The sequence below is a fragment of the Maribacter spongiae genome (assembly GCF_047345125.1).
GTDB lineage: Bacteria > Bacteroidota > Bacteroidia > Flavobacteriales > Flavobacteriaceae > Maribacter.
In genome coordinates, this window is the sequence record NZ_JBLFEQ010000002.1 from 195,632 (window position 1) to 211,165 (window position 15,534).

The window sequence follows — 15,534 nt, forward strand, 5'->3', positions numbered from 1 at the left end:
GATATCCGGTCAAAGCAATCGTCAATTTTCAAAAAACTCTCCATGGGATTACTCCTCTTATAGGTATTAAGAGCACTCTGGGGCAATAATAACGGTAATTTTACATACTGGTAAAATAATGGCGTCCGAAACCCTTTTTATAAACGTAAATTTGCTAAAATTCCAGTGATGGCCTTTCATTTTAACTTCAGGGAAATAGTCACCGCAAGTATGGTACTTTTTGCGGTCATAGATATATTGGGCAGTATTCCCATAATTATTGGTTTACGGAATAAAGTAGGGCATATACAGTCGGAAAAAGCCTCGATAGTCGCTGCCTGTATCATGATCGCTTTCCTTTTTCTAGGGGAGGAAATACTTCATCTTATCGGTATTGATGTAAATTCTTTTGCCGTTGCAGGGGCCTTTGTCATTTTCTTTTTGGCCCTTGAAATGGTTTTAGGAATATCGCTTTATAAAAATGATGAGCCGGAGAGCGCATCCATTGTTCCCATTGCCTTCCCGTTAATTGCCGGTGCGGGTACCTTGACCTCGTTACTTTCACTACGAGCGGAATATCATGTAGAGAATATTATCATTGCCATACTGGTAAATATCATTTTCGTTTTTATGGTGTTGAAATCGTCCATAAAACTGGAACGTAAGCTGGGCAAAAACGGACTTAATATTATCCGAAAAGTTTTTGGGGTAATTCTCATGGCCATAGCGGTAAAACTGTTCGTTACCAATATCAATGAACTTTTTAATCATTAAAGAACTTAAAAAGAGCGTATTTTTGTTCTAAAACAGCATGCCATGAGCAGAACACTTTCCATCATTTTCATTGTTTTGGCCCTGGTCCTGATCGCCTATAATGTAACTTTGGTAGATTTTGCGGATCCATTTCAAGGCAACAGTATTATTGCGCTTATTGGGATTATGGCCTCATTATGTGCCATTGTTCTTATGCTATTATTTATGGCCAGCAAAAAAGTGCAGAAGAAGGTAAACGAGGATTAGTCCTTGGATCTGATCGCCTCCGCTTCGCCTTGCTGTACAGGTGGGCAATCCAATTCCAATACTTTCTGGAGCATGGGGTCTTCCGTGCTTTTGATCTTGGCATACATATTGGCATTGAACAATTGTTCTGCCATGGCGGCCTTGATATATAACTTTATTATGTCCTCAAAATCATAAAAGTCCATTTTTAGGCCCCGGTCAACGGAGTAATCTACAAACCTTTCAAAAAGAATATCGTCCACCCTAAAATTCCTAAAAAATTCTTCTTGGGTATATTGTGCATAGTACGAACGGTCTTCCTCTAAGTGCTCAAAAACAAAAAAGGACAGAAACCCAATATTATCCATACGCTCCATGATCTCTTCTTCATTAGTTCCAAGGGGAACGAATTTATCCGGAATGATCCCGCCGCCGCCATAGACGATTTTTCCTTTTGGGGTGGTAAATTTTAAGGAATCGGCAACCTTAATACTGTCTACCGAAATCATTTCCCCACTACGGTACCGTTCGGTAAATTTTTGGTAATAATCCTTATTGCCTTTAGCATAGGTCTTCTGTATACTTCTTCCCGTGGGGGTATAATATCTGGAGACGGTCAACCTTACGGCCGAACCATCGCCCAGGGCCATTTCCCTTTGTACAAGGCCTTTTCCAAAGGAACGCCGTCCTACAATAGCACCTATATCGTTATCCTGTAATGCGCCGGCAATAATCTCACTGGCCGAAGCGGACCGTTCATTGATAAGGACATAAACGGGCTTATCCTCAAAACTGCCTTCATCCGTAGCATAGGTCCTATCTATCTTTCCTTTTTTGTTTTTGGTAAAGAGAATCAACTTGCCCTCTTCCAGAAATTCATCGGCCATTTGCTCTGCAACACCTAAATACCCTCCAGGGTTATCGCGAAGGTCCAACACCAACTTTTTGGCCCCGTCTTTCTGCAAACTTGTCAAGGCGGACTTAAACTCCTTAAAAGTGGATTCCGCAAACCGGTTCACTTTTATGTAGCCCATATCCCCGGTAAGCATATAATACGCTTCCACACTTTTTAAGGGTACCAAACCACGTTTTATATTTACGGTGAAGGTTTTGTCCTCATTTTTTCTATAAACCGTAAGTTTTACCAGGCTTCCTTCCTTTCCCTTAAGCTTGTCCACAATTGCATCACTGGGCATTCCTTTACCATAAAGGGTATCTTTATCGGCCATTAGAATACGGTCTCCCGGTTGAATTCCTTTATGATCGCTCGGTCCTCCCTTTACGGTTCTAATGACTGCGATCGTATCCCTGTATGCATAAAAGTTAATTCCTATTCCAACAAAATCACCCCTCATGTTTTCGGATACACGAGACATCTCCTTTTCCGGAATGTATACGGAATGCGGGTCTAATTTTTCCAAGATGCTGTTTACGGTCACATCAACGATACTGTCCGTATTCACCTCGTCCACATATTCATAATCTATATAATCAATGAGCCGATTGAGCTTGTCTTTTTTAGAATTGGTGGTGAAAAGCCGTTCCGGGGTATCATTAAAATGCAGTTTACCGCCCATAAATATGCCGAGTGCCAAAGCGGCAGCGATTATTGTTGGCAGTAGATAACTATATTTCTTCATCTTTTTTTGCATAATGGTCTATGCCCCGATTTCCGGCATATGCACCAATTCAACTCCCGCCCTATCCAAAAATTTTAATCCGGAATCATCTTTGTAAGCTACTTGGTACACTACACGTTTTATGCCAGATTGGTGGATCAGCTTACTACATTCCCTACAGGGCGAAAGTGTAATGTACAGCGTAGCCCCCTGACAGGATTGGGTAGAGGCGGCCACTTTTAATATGGCATTGGCCTCTGCGTGTAAAACATACCATTTGGTATATCCTTCTTCATCCTCACAAGGGTTTTCAAATCCTGTGGGCGTACCGTTATACCCATCGGAAATGATCATCCTATCCTTCACGATAATGGCACCTACCTGCTTGCGTTCACAATAAGAAAGTTTCCCCCATTCCTGTGCCATCCTTAAATAGGCCTTATCGTATTTCTTTTGTTTTGATTTCTTCATTGGGAATTACTCGGGCATGATTTACTAAGATACCTGCTTTACGGGGTTACACAACCTGATAGCCTTAAATTTAACAAAACACTACCATAGGAACGTTGCATAAAGTAACGGTATTGTAATGAGTAAGATCAGACCACTGGCCGTCAAGATATAAACCGATTGTTTTATTTTCATTTTTGATTGAAGTACATAGGCCAATAACAGTACGCATAATACGATAATCACCTGTGAGATTTCAATCCCCAGAGCAAAACCCAGTAATGGCATTATCCTTTCTTCTTCCCCGGCAACCAACATTTTAAAATAGTTGGAAAATCCAAAACCGTGGATCAATCCAAAAAAAGCCGTTGCGACTACATGAAAAACAATATTTTTTTCTCCCTGGACCATTTTTTGATATAGTATATTAAAAATGGCCGTTATCACTATGGTCACCGGTATCAAAAACTCGATCAAGGGAACATCTATAATCACAATTTCAAAGGCCGACAAAACCAATGAAAGACAATGTGTTATGGTAAACACCGTAGCCAAGAAGACTACTTCCCTCCAGCTTTTGAATGTAAAGGGAACCGCCAAAGCCGAGAGAAAAAGTATATGGTCATATGCGTTAATATCCAACACATGATTTAAACCCAATTGTATGTAAAACCAAAATTCCTGCATTATTGTTTATCGTTACCGTTATTGCTTACTGCGCACTGTCACCGCCAACTGCCAACTGCCAACTGCCAACTGCCAACTGCCAACTGCCAACTGCCAACTGCTAACTGCTAACTGCTAACAAAACTACCCGATCCCACGCTCTTTTTGAATAGTCTCATATGCTTTTTGCACTTGTTTAAATTTCTCCTCCGCTCCTTTTTTTATGGCTTCGTCCTGGGTATTTACCCGATCGGGATGGTATTTCTTCGCCATAGACCTATAGGCTTTCTTTACTTCATCGTCCGTGGCCGATTTATCAATTTCCAAAATCTTATAAGAGGTATCCGCAGATTTGATGAACATGGCCTTAATACTTTCAAAATCGTTCAGGCCTACCCTTAAATAACCTGCTATCTCCTGTAATTTTTGTACTTCAGGATTACTTACATGCCCATCCGCTTGCGCTATACCGAATAAAAAATGAAGCAACTGCAAACGCACTTCATATCTGGTTCGCTGTGTTAAAAAAGCACAGATCCTTTGGGCGGAAATCTCTCTTTTCTTATTGATTTCATTAAAAGTACGGAAAATGGCATTGGCTTTTTCCTTTCCATAGGTGGCCACAAAATATTGACGGACATAGTCCATCTCCGTTCGGCTTACATTACCATCGGCTTTAATTACAATGGAGCAAAGGGAAAGCAGGTTCAATTCAAAATCCGCCGGGGAAACATTGGGCCTTGTAAAATCATTAAAGACCGTTCTCGTTCCGGAACTTTCGGAACCAAAAAGACTATCTATTGCACTTCCTGCAAAAAACCCCAATAACGCACCGCCTATTCCCTTAATAAAAAACCCTACCAAGGCACCCAGCCACTTGATCATATTTTATTTTTGATTTTGCCAAAGATATAAAGAAGCAGGAAAACGGATACGGAATACAAGCGGTTTGTGTGTTCCGGTCATGGTATGGTCCAACAGAAAAATATACAAAAGAAATTGAACCTATTTCAACCATAGAACAGGCCTGTTTAAATTTTGGTTCTTGATTCCCGGACCCCAATATCTTTTAAAACATTACGGCCCAAATCAGGGAATACAACAAATTGGTTATCTTTGTTTATTGATTTTAATTAAAAAAAAGACTATGTATCCTGCGGAATTAGTAAAACCTATGAGAGACGATCTGGCATCTGCCGGATTTGAAGAATTGCATACGGCAGAAGCCGTAGAGAACGCCATAAGAAAAGACGGTACTACTCTGGTAGTAGTCAATTCCGTTTGTGGTTGTGCCGCGGCCAATGCCAGGCCCGCCGCCAAAATGAGCCTACAAAATGAAAAGACGCCAGATCATGCCGTAACGGTATTTGCCGGAGTGGATATAGAAGCTGTGGATGCCGCTAGGGATTTAATGGTTCCGTTCCCGCCTTCGTCCCCCTCCATGGCCTTGTTTAAAGATGGTGAGCTGGTACATATGATCGAGCGTCACCACATTGAAGGCCGACCGGCCGATATGATCGCGGAAAATCTGGTGCAGGCCTACGACGAATTCTGTTAAGGGTTTCCCAACCTGTCCTATAACGAGATAGGAATAAAAAAATGAAGATTATAATGATAAAGGCCCATCCGGTTTTGAAAACTTGATGGGTCTCGTTTATTTTTGTTCTATGCATAAGATGCTTTCATATCCTATATCCTTGCTATTTTTTATAGCTTTTGGCTGTGCGTTACTTATTTTACATCCCGTACTATGGATTTTTCATAAGGTTTTTGGATATCCCGGTCTAAAAAAATCCGTAAGTATCCTAAACTGGACCCTTATGCGGTGTACGAATATTTTGGGCACGACCTACCGGTTTAACAATCCCCACAACATCCCCACAGATCGCCCCCTGATCATTGTGACCAATCACCAAAGCATGTACGATATTCCACCTATTATCTGGCACATGCGAAAACACCATCCAAAATTTGTAAGCAAAAAAGAGTTGGGAAAGGGCATTCCCAGCGTTTCTTATAACCTAAGACATGGGGGTTCCGCACTCATAAATCGCAAAGATGGAAAAACGGCCTTAATGGAAATAGGAAAATTGGGCTCATATATTGAAAGGCATAATAGAAGTGCCGTCATATTTCCCGAAGGCACCCGAAGCCGGGACGGCCATCCCAAGCCTTTTAAACCCATGGGGCTTAAAATGCTGTTACGGAAAGCACCGACAGCACTTATAATTCCCGTGAGCATCAACAATTCCTGGAAACTGATACGCTATGGTAAATTTCCTATGGGACTTGGGGCCAAAGTTTCTTTTGATGTACACGCCCCTATCGAAAATAAAGGCAATGCCGATGTACTTATTGCCGAAATAGAAAAAACGGTGACCTCCGGTATAAATTCATTCAAATGACCGATTCCGAACTGGTAGAAGAAACCATTGTCTTTGTAAAAGAAATATTGCGGGATGCGGAAGGTGGCCATGATTGGTTCCACATTCAACGTGTTTTCAATAATACGCTCCTTATTGCCAAAAAGGAAAAAGTAAACCTTCTGGTCGTAAGTCTTGGAGCGCTCTTACACGATATTGCCGATGCAAAATTCCATGATGGGGACGAAACCATTGGTCCAAAAATGGCCCGTGATTTTTTAAATTCTTTGGAAGTGTCCGAAGAAACCATAAACCATGTTGTAAGCATTATCGAACATGTTTCCTTTAAATCTACCCTTGGGAAAGGTTCTTACAAAGGAAAAAGATTCAATACATTGGAACTTCAAGTGGTCCAGGATGCGGACCGTTTGGATGCTTTGGGTGCCATAGGCATCGCCAGAGCCTTTAATTACGGTGGTTTTAAAAACAGGTCATTGTATAACCCCGATATTCCCCCAAAATTAAAAATGACCAAGGCCGAATATAAAAAATCCAACGGCCCTACACTGAACCACTTTTATGAAAAGCTCTTGCTGTTAAAGGATAAAATGAATACGGTAACCGGACGGGAGTTGGCGGAAGAAAGACATTACTACATGATCGATTTTCTGAAGCAGTTCTATAAAGAATGGAACCCTTTGGCCCAAAAAAACCCACCGATGGAATAGGATCGAAACCATGACCTATTGCGGGTTGAATTCCGCTTAGGGTCCGTTAAGCATTATACCGCTCCAATTTCTTGATCAAATGTTTCTTTTCCAAGCCATTGGCCGATAGTTGAATGGCACGTTCCAACGCTTTTTTTGCGTTCGAGGTATCATTCATATCCAAAAGTATTTCGGCCTTAAGGGCAAAGAACAGGCTATGGGCAATAAAATCCGAATCGTTTTCAAAAGCCGTAAGCTCCTTGAGTGCATCATCGGCACCGTGTACCTTATGATAGGCCACTACCCTATTGAGTTTGAGCAAGGGGGAGGATTGCCATTGCAGCTGCACGTCATAGAGTTTTAATATACTCTTCCAATCCGTATCCGCAAATGTTCTGGCCATGCAGTGGTAATACGATCGTGCGGCCTCCAAATGGTAATGTGAGGGTTTGTGGTCCGCCGTTTCCGAATTTTCCAAATGGTGCTTTCCAATCTGTATCAGTTCTTGGTCGTATTTTGAGCGATCTTGATGCTCCAGGTCCACCAGTTCCTTATTCCCGTCCAATCGGGCATCGAATCGGGAGACATGAAAGCACATTAACGCGATTAAGGCTTCCAGATTAGGATGTATGCAATACTTGTTCTCCCGGAGCAATAAGGCCAAACGCAACGCCTCATAACAGAAATCCCTTTTTATAGCGGTTGCACCCGAAGTAGCGGAATAGCCTTCCGAGAAAAGTAGGTAGATGACCCGAAACACCACGAACAATCTTGACTGCAATCCCATTTGTACCGGAGAAATGTTCGGGTTTATCCCAGCCTTGAATTTTTTCTTGGCCCTGGTGAACGATTTGGCTATGGTAGCCTCCTTTTTTAGCAATGCCACTGCAATTTCGGCATTGCTGAAACCACCCATCAGCTTAAGGCTTAATATAATCTGATGTTCTTGGGAAAGGGAAGGATGACAGCATGCAAAAATCATCCGTAACTGACTATCGACTATCGTATGGTCCAGAAATAGTTCAGCGGCTTGGGTTTGTTGGTCATCCAAATGTATTTCATCAATAGCCATACGATCCATTTTCTTGGCCCGCCTTAAACAATCGATCATCGCATTATTGGAAACACGGTACAACCATGCGGTAGGATTGTCCGGAACCGTACCGAACGACCATATTTTCATGGCCTTTAAAAAAGTGTCCTGTAAAACATCCTCTATCTGCTCTAGAAAAGACGTACCGAACTTATGGCTCAGTACCGCCGTTAATTTTCCATATTCATTTCGGAACAGGTGTTCAACATCCCTGTTTTTAATATCCAATGGCATGCCTAAAGATAACAAAGCCGTTCAAAATCTATCCCGATGTCATATTGAACGCATCAAAATATTTTATGCTATTGATAAGCAACATCCATTTTGACGAGTTCGATCCGACAAATCAAAAAGCAAAGATTTTTTAAACGGCTTTGTTTTGGGTCTAATGGCCTTCCATGGTCAATATTTCCCGAACTTCCACAAAACTGCCTTCGTAGTCGAATATGGGGCAATCTTTGGATATTTCGATAGCTTCGTTTATATCCTTAGCGGAAACGATCAGATAACCCCCTACCATTTCGGCTCCTTCGGCATATGGTCCGTTAGTAACGATTTCCCCTTTGTTTTTTATCACTTTCCCCTCATCGGACAAAGGTTGCCCGTCCAGAAGCTGTCCTTTTTCCTGAAGATTTCCCATCCATTTGCCCCAAACCTGCATGTGGGCCTGCTGTTCTTCCGGTGATAGTTCTTGATAGGCTTTTTCACCTCCCCTAAATAAATACAAAAAATTACTCATTGGTTTTGTTTTGTGCCCGACATAGCGGACCGGTTATTATTCGTTTTCATAGTTATGACGAACCAACAGCCCTGGATCGGACAATTCCCTATAAAATTATTTAAAAAAGCTTACGGAAAAGCTGCTTTGGATTATGATCGTCTTTGTAATACTATGGAAAATACAACTGCACCAAAAAGAACCCTTCGTTAAGAAAGAGCTTTGTAAACACCAAAAAAAATTACATATGGTTTTGTAGTTATACCAAAACTCATGCTGTCTTAGGAATCAATATCCCCTAAATGTTTTCTAGAATAACCGTATCTGCAAGGGTGTTTCGGCCTTGGCCTTGGCAGCATCGGGAAAACACAGGTCCATAATGTACAGTAGACGGGAGATGCAATTTATCCGGGGGGGGAAAGAACCGCTCCGATCAGTACATATACCCAAAGTAATTCACAACATATGAAATAGCGTGTCGTTCTACATTTCCAAACTATCAAACAATGTTCTTAATTCTTCTTTTATTTTTAAGGTATCATTAAAAGTCCCATCTTCATTGACCGTGATTTTTTTGGTATACCCTTGAGAGCTAATAACCAATGAACCCGAATTTTGATTGGTAATCGTTCCTGAAAGGGTTGCATGGTCTTTTGTGACTTTACATGAGCCAAAGGCTATAATAAGGATTGATAATAGCAGTATTTATTTTATATTGAATAATTTTTATTTAAAATAGATTCATTGTTTTATAAATTTTCCTATTGCTTTATTATTAATCAAAAGAATATATAGTCCAGAAGATAAATTTGATAGGTTTAATTCACTATCTGGAGCAGATTGGTAAACGGTTTGACCAAGTACATTCACAATCCTAAGGTCAAAATCATTTATGCCTATACCATCGATCATTAATAAATCTGTGCCTTTAATTGGATTTGGGTAGTAGACAAAGGATCTATTATCTAAACTTAAGTTGAGTTGTGATTGATTTACTGTAAAAGCAGCAGAAATTGTACTACAACCAGTCTCATTAAATACTTCAACGGTATAATCCCCTGTTTCTTGAGGTAGGTGTTCTGATTGGTTTGCGCCTTCTATAAGTTCTCCGTTTAAAAACCATTGGTAATTTGAGAATTCTGAAGGTACAGATAACCTTTGTGTATCATTGATTGCAATAGCAGGTTGATTTACAGATACTACAATTGCTTTTATTTCGGTTCTTGTTGCTGTAGCACATTCATTATCATTGAACCCCAAAACATAATAACTTTGAGTAGCATCTAAAGGTGGTGTTGTATACGTTGGTTGATTAGAAAGAATGACACCCCCTGTAGGTTCGGTATACCAGATAAAAGCATTGGTATTTCCAGATACGGTTAGCGTAGTTGATTCTCCGGGGCAAATACTTTGGTCTTCTCCAACTGGTTGATCGGGTATGTTAATAGTTATAAAATCCACTTTTTCGTTGGTGTTTTGCCCAAAATCGTTTGTAGTGGTAAGTGATACGGTATATGTTCCTCCTGTTGCGTAGTTATGGGTAGGGTTTTGTTCTGTAGAAGTATTGCCATCACCAAAATCCCATACATAAGAATCCACGTTATTTATCGATGTATCTTGAAACACAATTTCTGTACAGCCATTTCTATCAGCTTCAAAATTGGCGATAGGAAATCGATTGTTATTAGAGATTGTATAATTTCCTAAAGAAGAATAATCGGAATATCCAGTAATTGGGGTTCCTTCTCCAACCCCATCAATTTCGATAAAATAAGTTCCGCTAGATAGATTTATATCGATTGAAGCACTAAGTCCAGATGGGTCTGAAAAAGCAAGCTCTTCTCCTAATGCATCCAATATTCTTGCTTGTATGTTCAAATTCGGGTAATCTGGATCTGGCTCAAAATCAAAATACACATCACCATCAGATTCTACTACGAAAGAAAATACATCTTTATCATCTCTAGTACCAATAAAACCATAGTTTTGATCAGCACTAACATTGCCATCGGCATCAGTTATTATAGGTGTTGCTCCATTAATATTATCCTGATGGTCATCGTCTCTAAAACCCACCCCATTTCTGTCATCTGCTATAATAGCAATATCGTCTTCCATTCGAGTTGCGTTTTCATACTCTCCCATGCTCCATTGTCCTACCTCTCTAAATATGCTTCGACCCATAATTGGAGCCCATGTACCATGCCCTTCATAAAATTCAGTAAAACCACCGTTGTCAATACTCTGGCTATCATGAAACAATCCAAGTGTATGCCCCACTTCATGGGATCCAGTTTCTCCAGCTTCCCGAATGTTTCCAAGATTGTATACCCAACATGGATCATCGGTCGAGTTTGAAGAAAAAGAACGAACAAAAGCAACTCCCCCAAAGCCTGGCCCCGCATCTCTGGTAGGGGTGAAAATACACATCATTCTGCGATTTTGGGGAGCAGCATCAAAAACCTCTCTTCGGGTAGTAACATTTAAGTTAAAAGGACGAAAATCTTCTGCCATAATTTTCCAAACTTCCGTAATCTGTTCAGATGTAAAGCCAGAAGACATAGCATTAATTGTATTTCCACCAAGCCAGCTGGTTCCAGAAACGATTTCTCCATCAAAATCTAAATAGATAACACCTTCTGCTCCAGGAAGACTCTCAAGATCAGTGTTTATTTCTGCAGATAGAACAACATTCTTTTTTGTAGGTACAATTGCTCGTTCTTTAATGTCCCATTCTGTTTTTTCAAATTCTATACATAGTATGGTATTAATACCTGTTTCTTCAAGAAATACTTTACCTGAACTGTCACTGCTAATTGTATAAGCCCTTTTAGAATCATGTAATAAAATGTTTCCGGTTATTTTTTCATTCTCTAGAGCTATAGAAAAAGAAGACAATTTATTATCATTTACAGTTCCAATTAGTGTAAAGCCATTGTCATTTTGATTCTTTACATTAAGTTTTAAATAAAGTATTTCGCCTTTAGGGGTCTCTATCTTTATAGGTCGATTATTTTTTTGATTAATAATGCTATTGATAAAGGTCTTTTTATTAAAAGAAACTAATGTTTGTTTTTTACTCTGGGCATATAAACCAAAACCATGTAACATCATAGTAATCAATAGAGTGTATTTCAGCAGCGTTTTATTCATTACATCAGGACACATATAGCCTATGGAATTTATAATTAAAAATGTAACTTAAGGTTGTCTTCAAGACAAAGTATATTTAACCTTTGATTATAGTCGGACACTATTGATTGATTTCCAAACTATCAAACAATATCTTTAATTCTTCTTTTAAAGAAGGTCTAGGTGCATCAGCACTTATAATATTACCTTCTGGGTCTATTAAAATAAATCTGGGAATACCAGAAATTCTATAAGCATCTACAAACGTTTCATCCTTGGCAAGTAATTGAATACCTGTCAATTCTTTGTCCACTATCATTTTTCGCCAGGCACCTGCCGCATTTTGTTTATCGATAGAAATGCTGACAAATTCAATATTCTTGTCATGATAAGCTTTTTCCAATTCTTTTAAGAAGGGAAATTCCCGTATACATGGAACGCACCAGGTGGCCCACATATCTATATAAACATACTTGCCCTTTAGATCGTCTAAAGACATCGTACCGCTTGTATAGTTTTCATAATCTGTAAACTTTGGAGAAACTTTACCCCTAGCTAAAACAGTGGCCATATATTGCTTGTCTTCATAGGTTTTAACAAAATATTTTTCATAATCATTAATGACACTTTTTTGCTCTGTGACATATGCAGTATCAATGTCTTTTACAGATGCCAATAAATTAGATACTTTAGCTAAAGACTCTTTAAGTTCAGCATCAAAAGCATCTCTTTCTAGGGTAAAGAGTATAGGGTCGCCGTATATTCTATTTTGCAGTACAACTTTTTTCGCTATATAATTGTTTATGTTCGCTCCTTCGCCCGAGAATGTAACTGTTTTATGGAATTCTTTTGCGTCTAAGGTCAATTTTAAATCATACCCATTTTTTAAATAGATACTGCTCATTTTTTTACCATCTACGAATCTATATTTTCCTTCTTTTATTTTTAAGGTATCGTTAAAAGTCCCATCTTCATTGACAGCGATTTTTTTGGTATACCCTTGAGAGCTAATAACCAATGAACCCGAATTTTGATTGGTAATCGTTCCTGAAAGAGTTGCATGGTCTTTTGTGACTTTACATGAGCCAAAGGCTATAATAAAGGTTGATAGCAGTAGTATTTTTTTCATTTTATAATTCAATTAATTTTTATTTAAAATATAAAGACTTGTCTTTCTATATAAGCCAATAGCCAAATGAACTGTCATCCGTATTGTTTAATTGAGGAAAGGAACAGCTTCAATATCAAATTCTTAAAGTAATTCGTGCCTTATAACTTAGAAACCAACCCATTGAATATTGTTTTATATTTCCAAACTATCAAACAATGTTCTTAATTCTTTTGATGAAGGCCTGGGTGCATCGGCATCTACAACATTCCCTTTAGGATCTATTAAAATAAATCTAGGAATACCCCTAATCCTATAGGCGTCTGTAAAAGTTTCATCTCCCTTAGCATATAATTGAATACCTGTCAATTCTTTATCCGCTATCATTTCTCTCCAGGCATCATATACTTTTTGATCATCGACCGAAATACTCACAAAGGCTATATGCTTACCATAATATGCTTTTTTCACTTCTTTTAGATATGGCATTTCTACTTTACACGGCACGCACCAAGTTGTCCATACATTTATATAAACATATTTACCCTTTAAATCGTCCAAAGACGTCGTACCGCCTGCATAATTCTCATAATCCATGAATTTTGGCGAAGGGTTTCCTCTTGCTAAAAAAGTGGCTATATGCTGCTTATCTTCATATTTTCTGACCGAATATACCTCAAGCCTATCAATGCTATTTTTCTGATCTGCGATAAATGTTGAATCTGAATCTTTGACAGATGATAATACATTCGATATTTCGCCTATGGACTTTTTAATTTCAGCATCAAAAACATCCCTTTTTAAGGTGTAAAATGCAGTATCGTTAAATACTTTTTGTTGCAATAATATTTTTTTTGCTAAATAATTGTTTGCATTTGCTCCTCGACCAGAAAATGTAATTGTTTTATGGAATTCTTTTGCGTCTAACATTAATTTTAAATCATATCCATTCATTAAATGGATACTGCTCATTTTTTTACCATCGTAGAATTGAAAATTCCCTCCTTTTATTTTTAAGGTATCGCTAAAGGTTCCATCTTCATTGACCGTGATTTTTTTAATATACCCTATAGAACGAATAATCAATGAATCCGAATTTTGATTAGTTATAGTTCCTGAAAAAATTGCATGATCTTTTGCAACTTCACAAGAGCTAAAAGTTATACTGGCTATTAATAGTAGCAGTATTTTTTTCATTTTATATTGAATATATTATCATTTGCATTGTTTAATTAAGGATAAGGAATAACTTCAATATCATATTCTTAAAGTAATTCGTACCCTATAATTTAGGAACCAACCAATGGAATATTGTTTTAGATTTCTAAACTATCAAACAAGGTTTTTAATTTTTCCGACGAAGGTCTGGGGGCATCGGCATCTACAATATTACCTTCCGGATCGATTAAAATAAACCTGGGAATACCCGTAATTCTATATGCCGTTCGAAAGCTTTCATCTCTTTTGGCATATAATTGAATACCTGTCAACTCTTTGTCCGCCACCATTTTTCTCCAGGCGTCATAAGCCTTTTCTCGATCTATAGAGATACTCACAAAGGCTATATTTTTACCATGGTATGCTTTTTCCACTTCTTTTAGAAATGGTATTTCCGCTTTGCAGGGACCACACCAAGTCGCCCACATATCTATATAAACATATTTACCCTTTAAATCGCCCAATGACATCGTACCGCCAGCATAATTCTCGTAATCGGTAAATTTTGGTGAAGCTTTTCCTTTTGCCAATGTAGTGGCCATATATTGCTTATCTGAATACTTTTGAGCCAAATAGCCTTGAAATTGAGCAATTTTTTTCTTTTCGTTTGCAATAAAGGCAGTGTCCAAATTTTTAGTAGATGACAACAACTCGGACATTTCATCTCCAGATGCTCTAATTTTAGCTAAAAAAACATCCCTTTCTAAATCATAGATCGTAAAATCATTGAATACATTTTGTTGTATTAGCATGTTCTGTGCTAAATAATTGTTTACATTAGCCCCTTTGCCAGAAAATGTAAGTGTTTCATCAAACTTCTTTGTGTCTACCATTAATTTTAGATCATAACCGCCTTTTAAATAAAGGTTGCTTGCATTTCTACCGTCATGGAATTGATACCTCCCCTCTTTTATTTTTAAGGTATCGTTAAATGTTCCATCTTCATTGACCGCAATTTTTTTGTTATACGTTTGGGAACGAACAATCAATGAATCTGAATTTTGATTTGCTATAGTTCCTGAAAGAGTTACATAGTCTTTTGAAACTTTACATGAAATAATAGTTAGAGCAGCTACCAATACTATTGTTATTTTTTTCATTTGTATCTAATTAATTACTTTAAAATATGGAGTTCTATTATCAATTATTCATGAACATTAGTTCTGATGTTACTCGATAATCGAGATTTAAATGCTCCGAGACTTGCCTCGAAACTTTGAATGTTGTTTTCTTACGAATGCCTCGTGGGCTTGCCCCGAGGTAGTTTACTTTGGTTTTTACAATAGAACTCATAATTTATAGATACGTTTTCAATTAATAATACCACTATGAACAGGATTTTTTTATGATTTTTTTTAGAAGTTCCTCAATCGGTCGTGAACTGCCATATTTGTCCGATGCTCTTTGTCCCGGAACGGTCCATTGTGTCCACTTTCCAATAAACTAGGTGGTCGCCGGATCAGTGGTTACGGCAAACGCCTC

15 protein-coding genes are annotated in these 15,534 nt (G+C 38.5%); 5 read left to right on the top strand and 10 right to left on the bottom strand.

Going from position 1 to position 15,534, the window contains the following annotated elements; all coding sequences use genetic code 11:
* Positions 1-168: 168 nt before the first annotated feature.
* Positions 169-753, top strand: coding sequence for a MarC family protein (locus tag ACKWB9_RS03455; protein ID WP_414001596.1), 585 nt, complete (start codon positions 169-171; stop codon positions 751-753).
* A 42-nt stretch (positions 754-795) separates the two neighbouring features.
* The gene (locus tag ACKWB9_RS03460) at positions 796-999 is read left to right on the top strand and encodes a hypothetical protein (RefSeq protein ID WP_414001597.1); all 204 of its coding nucleotides are present in this window, start codon (positions 796-798) and stop codon (positions 997-999) included.
* Here the strand turns inward: ACKWB9_RS03460 and ACKWB9_RS03465 are convergent.
* The 4 genes from ACKWB9_RS03465 to ACKWB9_RS03480 form a co-directional block, all read right to left on the bottom strand.
* The gene (locus ACKWB9_RS03465) at positions 996-2,618 is read right to left on the bottom strand and encodes a S41 family peptidase (protein WP_414001598.1); all 1,623 of its coding nucleotides are present in this window, start codon (positions 2,616-2,618) and stop codon (positions 996-998) included. The genes ACKWB9_RS03460 and ACKWB9_RS03465 overlap by 4 nt on opposite strands.
* Before the next feature lie 18 nt (positions 2,619-2,636).
* Positions 2,637-3,068 (bottom strand): deoxycytidylate deaminase, encoded by a 432-nt coding sequence (locus ACKWB9_RS03470; RefSeq protein ID WP_414001599.1) that lies wholly within the window; start codon positions 3,066-3,068, stop codon positions 2,637-2,639.
* A gap of 81 nt (positions 3,069-3,149) precedes the next feature.
* Positions 3,150-3,734 (bottom strand): HupE/UreJ family protein, encoded by a 585-nt coding sequence (locus tag ACKWB9_RS03475; protein WP_414001600.1) that lies wholly within the window; start codon positions 3,732-3,734, stop codon positions 3,150-3,152.
* Between the two features lie 123 nt (positions 3,735-3,857).
* The gene (locus tag ACKWB9_RS03480) at positions 3,858-4,598 is read right to left on the bottom strand and encodes a TerB family tellurite resistance protein (RefSeq protein WP_414001601.1); all 741 of its coding nucleotides are present in this window, start codon (positions 4,596-4,598) and stop codon (positions 3,858-3,860) included.
* Between the two features lie 262 nt (positions 4,599-4,860).
* Between ACKWB9_RS03480 and ACKWB9_RS03485 the strand changes: the two genes are divergently transcribed.
* The 3 genes from ACKWB9_RS03485 to ACKWB9_RS03495 all read left to right on the top strand — a co-directional run bounded on the left by ACKWB9_RS03485 (position 4,861) and on the right by ACKWB9_RS03495 (position 6,804).
* The gene (locus tag ACKWB9_RS03485; protein WP_414001602.1) at positions 4,861-5,271 is read left to right on the top strand and encodes a BrxA/BrxB family bacilliredoxin; all 411 of its coding nucleotides are present in this window, start codon (positions 4,861-4,863) and stop codon (positions 5,269-5,271) included.
* A 262-nt stretch (positions 5,272-5,533) separates the two neighbouring features.
* Entirely contained in the window at positions 5,534-6,118 is a 585-nt protein-coding gene (locus ACKWB9_RS03490; protein WP_414001603.1) for a lysophospholipid acyltransferase family protein, read from the top strand.
* On the top strand, positions 6,115-6,804 hold the full coding sequence (locus tag ACKWB9_RS03495) for an HD domain-containing protein (RefSeq protein WP_414001604.1): 690 nt from the start codon (positions 6,115-6,117) through the stop codon (positions 6,802-6,804). The genes ACKWB9_RS03490 and ACKWB9_RS03495 overlap by 4 nt, the downstream gene beginning before the upstream one ends.
* A 46-nt stretch (positions 6,805-6,850) precedes the next feature.
* Here ACKWB9_RS03495 and ACKWB9_RS03500 read toward each other — a convergent pair whose 3' ends face one another.
* The 6 genes from ACKWB9_RS03500 to ACKWB9_RS03525 form a co-directional block, all read right to left on the bottom strand.
* Positions 6,851-8,110: an RNA polymerase sigma factor gene (locus ACKWB9_RS03500; protein ID WP_414001605.1), complete on the bottom strand. Its 1,260-nt coding sequence runs from the start codon at positions 8,108-8,110 to the stop codon at positions 6,851-6,853.
* A 151-nt stretch (positions 8,111-8,261) separates the two neighbouring features.
* Complete coding sequence (locus tag ACKWB9_RS03505) at positions 8,262-8,615, bottom strand: YciI family protein (protein ID WP_414001606.1); 354 nt, start codon at positions 8,613-8,615, stop codon at positions 8,262-8,264.
* Positions 8,616-9,335: 720 nt separating this feature from the next.
* A complete protein-coding gene (locus ACKWB9_RS03510) occupies positions 9,336-11,747 on the bottom strand; it encodes an Ig-like domain-containing protein (RefSeq protein ID WP_414001607.1) in 2,412 nt (803 codons plus the stop codon).
* A gap of 100 nt (positions 11,748-11,847) precedes the next feature.
* Positions 11,848-12,855 carry a TlpA family protein disulfide reductase gene (locus ACKWB9_RS03515; RefSeq protein WP_414001608.1) on the bottom strand — a complete coding sequence of 336 codons (1,008 nt, stop codon included), beginning with the start codon at positions 12,853-12,855 and terminating at the stop codon, positions 11,848-11,850.
* A 174-nt stretch (positions 12,856-13,029) separates the two neighbouring features.
* Positions 13,030-14,031 (bottom strand): TlpA family protein disulfide reductase, encoded by a 1,002-nt coding sequence (locus ACKWB9_RS03520; protein ID WP_414001609.1) that lies wholly within the window; start codon positions 14,029-14,031, stop codon positions 13,030-13,032.
* A gap of 119 nt (positions 14,032-14,150) precedes the next feature.
* On the bottom strand, positions 14,151-15,152 hold the full coding sequence (locus tag ACKWB9_RS03525; protein ID WP_414001610.1) for a TlpA family protein disulfide reductase: 1,002 nt from the start codon (positions 15,150-15,152) through the stop codon (positions 14,151-14,153).
* Between the last annotated feature and the right edge of the window lie 382 nt (positions 15,153-15,534).

Coding starts and splice junctions, on each gene's coding strand:
- ACKWB9_RS03525 (WP_414001610.1), bottom strand. CDS start 15,152: ATGAAAAAAATAACAATAGTATTGGTAGCTGCTCTAACTATTATTTCA.
- ACKWB9_RS03455 (WP_414001596.1), top strand. CDS start 169: ATGGCCTTTCATTTTAACTTCAGGGAAATAGTCACCGCAAGTATGGTA.
- ACKWB9_RS03510 (WP_414001607.1), bottom strand. CDS start 11,747: ATGAATAAAACGCTGCTGAAATACACTCTATTGATTACTATGATGTTA.
- ACKWB9_RS03505 (WP_414001606.1), bottom strand. CDS start 8,615: ATGAGTAATTTTTTGTATTTATTTAGGGGAGGTGAAAAAGCCTATCAA.
- ACKWB9_RS03520 (WP_414001609.1), bottom strand. CDS start 14,031: ATGAAAAAAATACTGCTACTATTAATAGCCAGTATAACTTTTAGCTCT.
- ACKWB9_RS03495 (WP_414001604.1), top strand. CDS start 6,115: ATGACCGATTCCGAACTGGTAGAAGAAACCATTGTCTTTGTAAAAGAA.
- ACKWB9_RS03475 (WP_414001600.1), bottom strand. CDS start 3,734: ATGCAGGAATTTTGGTTTTACATACAATTGGGTTTAAATCATGTGTTG.
- ACKWB9_RS03515 (WP_414001608.1), bottom strand. CDS start 12,855: ATGAAAAAAATACTACTGCTATCAACCTTTATTATAGCCTTTGGCTCA.
- ACKWB9_RS03480 (WP_414001601.1), bottom strand. CDS start 4,598: ATGATCAAGTGGCTGGGTGCCTTGGTAGGGTTTTTTATTAAGGGAATA.
- ACKWB9_RS03470 (WP_414001599.1), bottom strand. CDS start 3,068: ATGAAGAAATCAAAACAAAAGAAATACGATAAGGCCTATTTAAGGATG.
- ACKWB9_RS03485 (WP_414001602.1), top strand. CDS start 4,861: ATGTATCCTGCGGAATTAGTAAAACCTATGAGAGACGATCTGGCATCT.
- ACKWB9_RS03490 (WP_414001603.1), top strand. CDS start 5,534: ATGCGGTGTACGAATATTTTGGGCACGACCTACCGGTTTAACAATCCC.
- ACKWB9_RS03460 (WP_414001597.1), top strand. CDS start 796: ATGAGCAGAACACTTTCCATCATTTTCATTGTTTTGGCCCTGGTCCTG.
- ACKWB9_RS03500 (WP_414001605.1), bottom strand. CDS start 8,110: ATGCCATTGGATATTAAAAACAGGGATGTTGAACACCTGTTCCGAAAT.
- ACKWB9_RS03465 (WP_414001598.1), bottom strand. CDS start 2,618: ATGAAGAAATATAGTTATCTACTGCCAACAATAATCGCTGCCGCTTTG.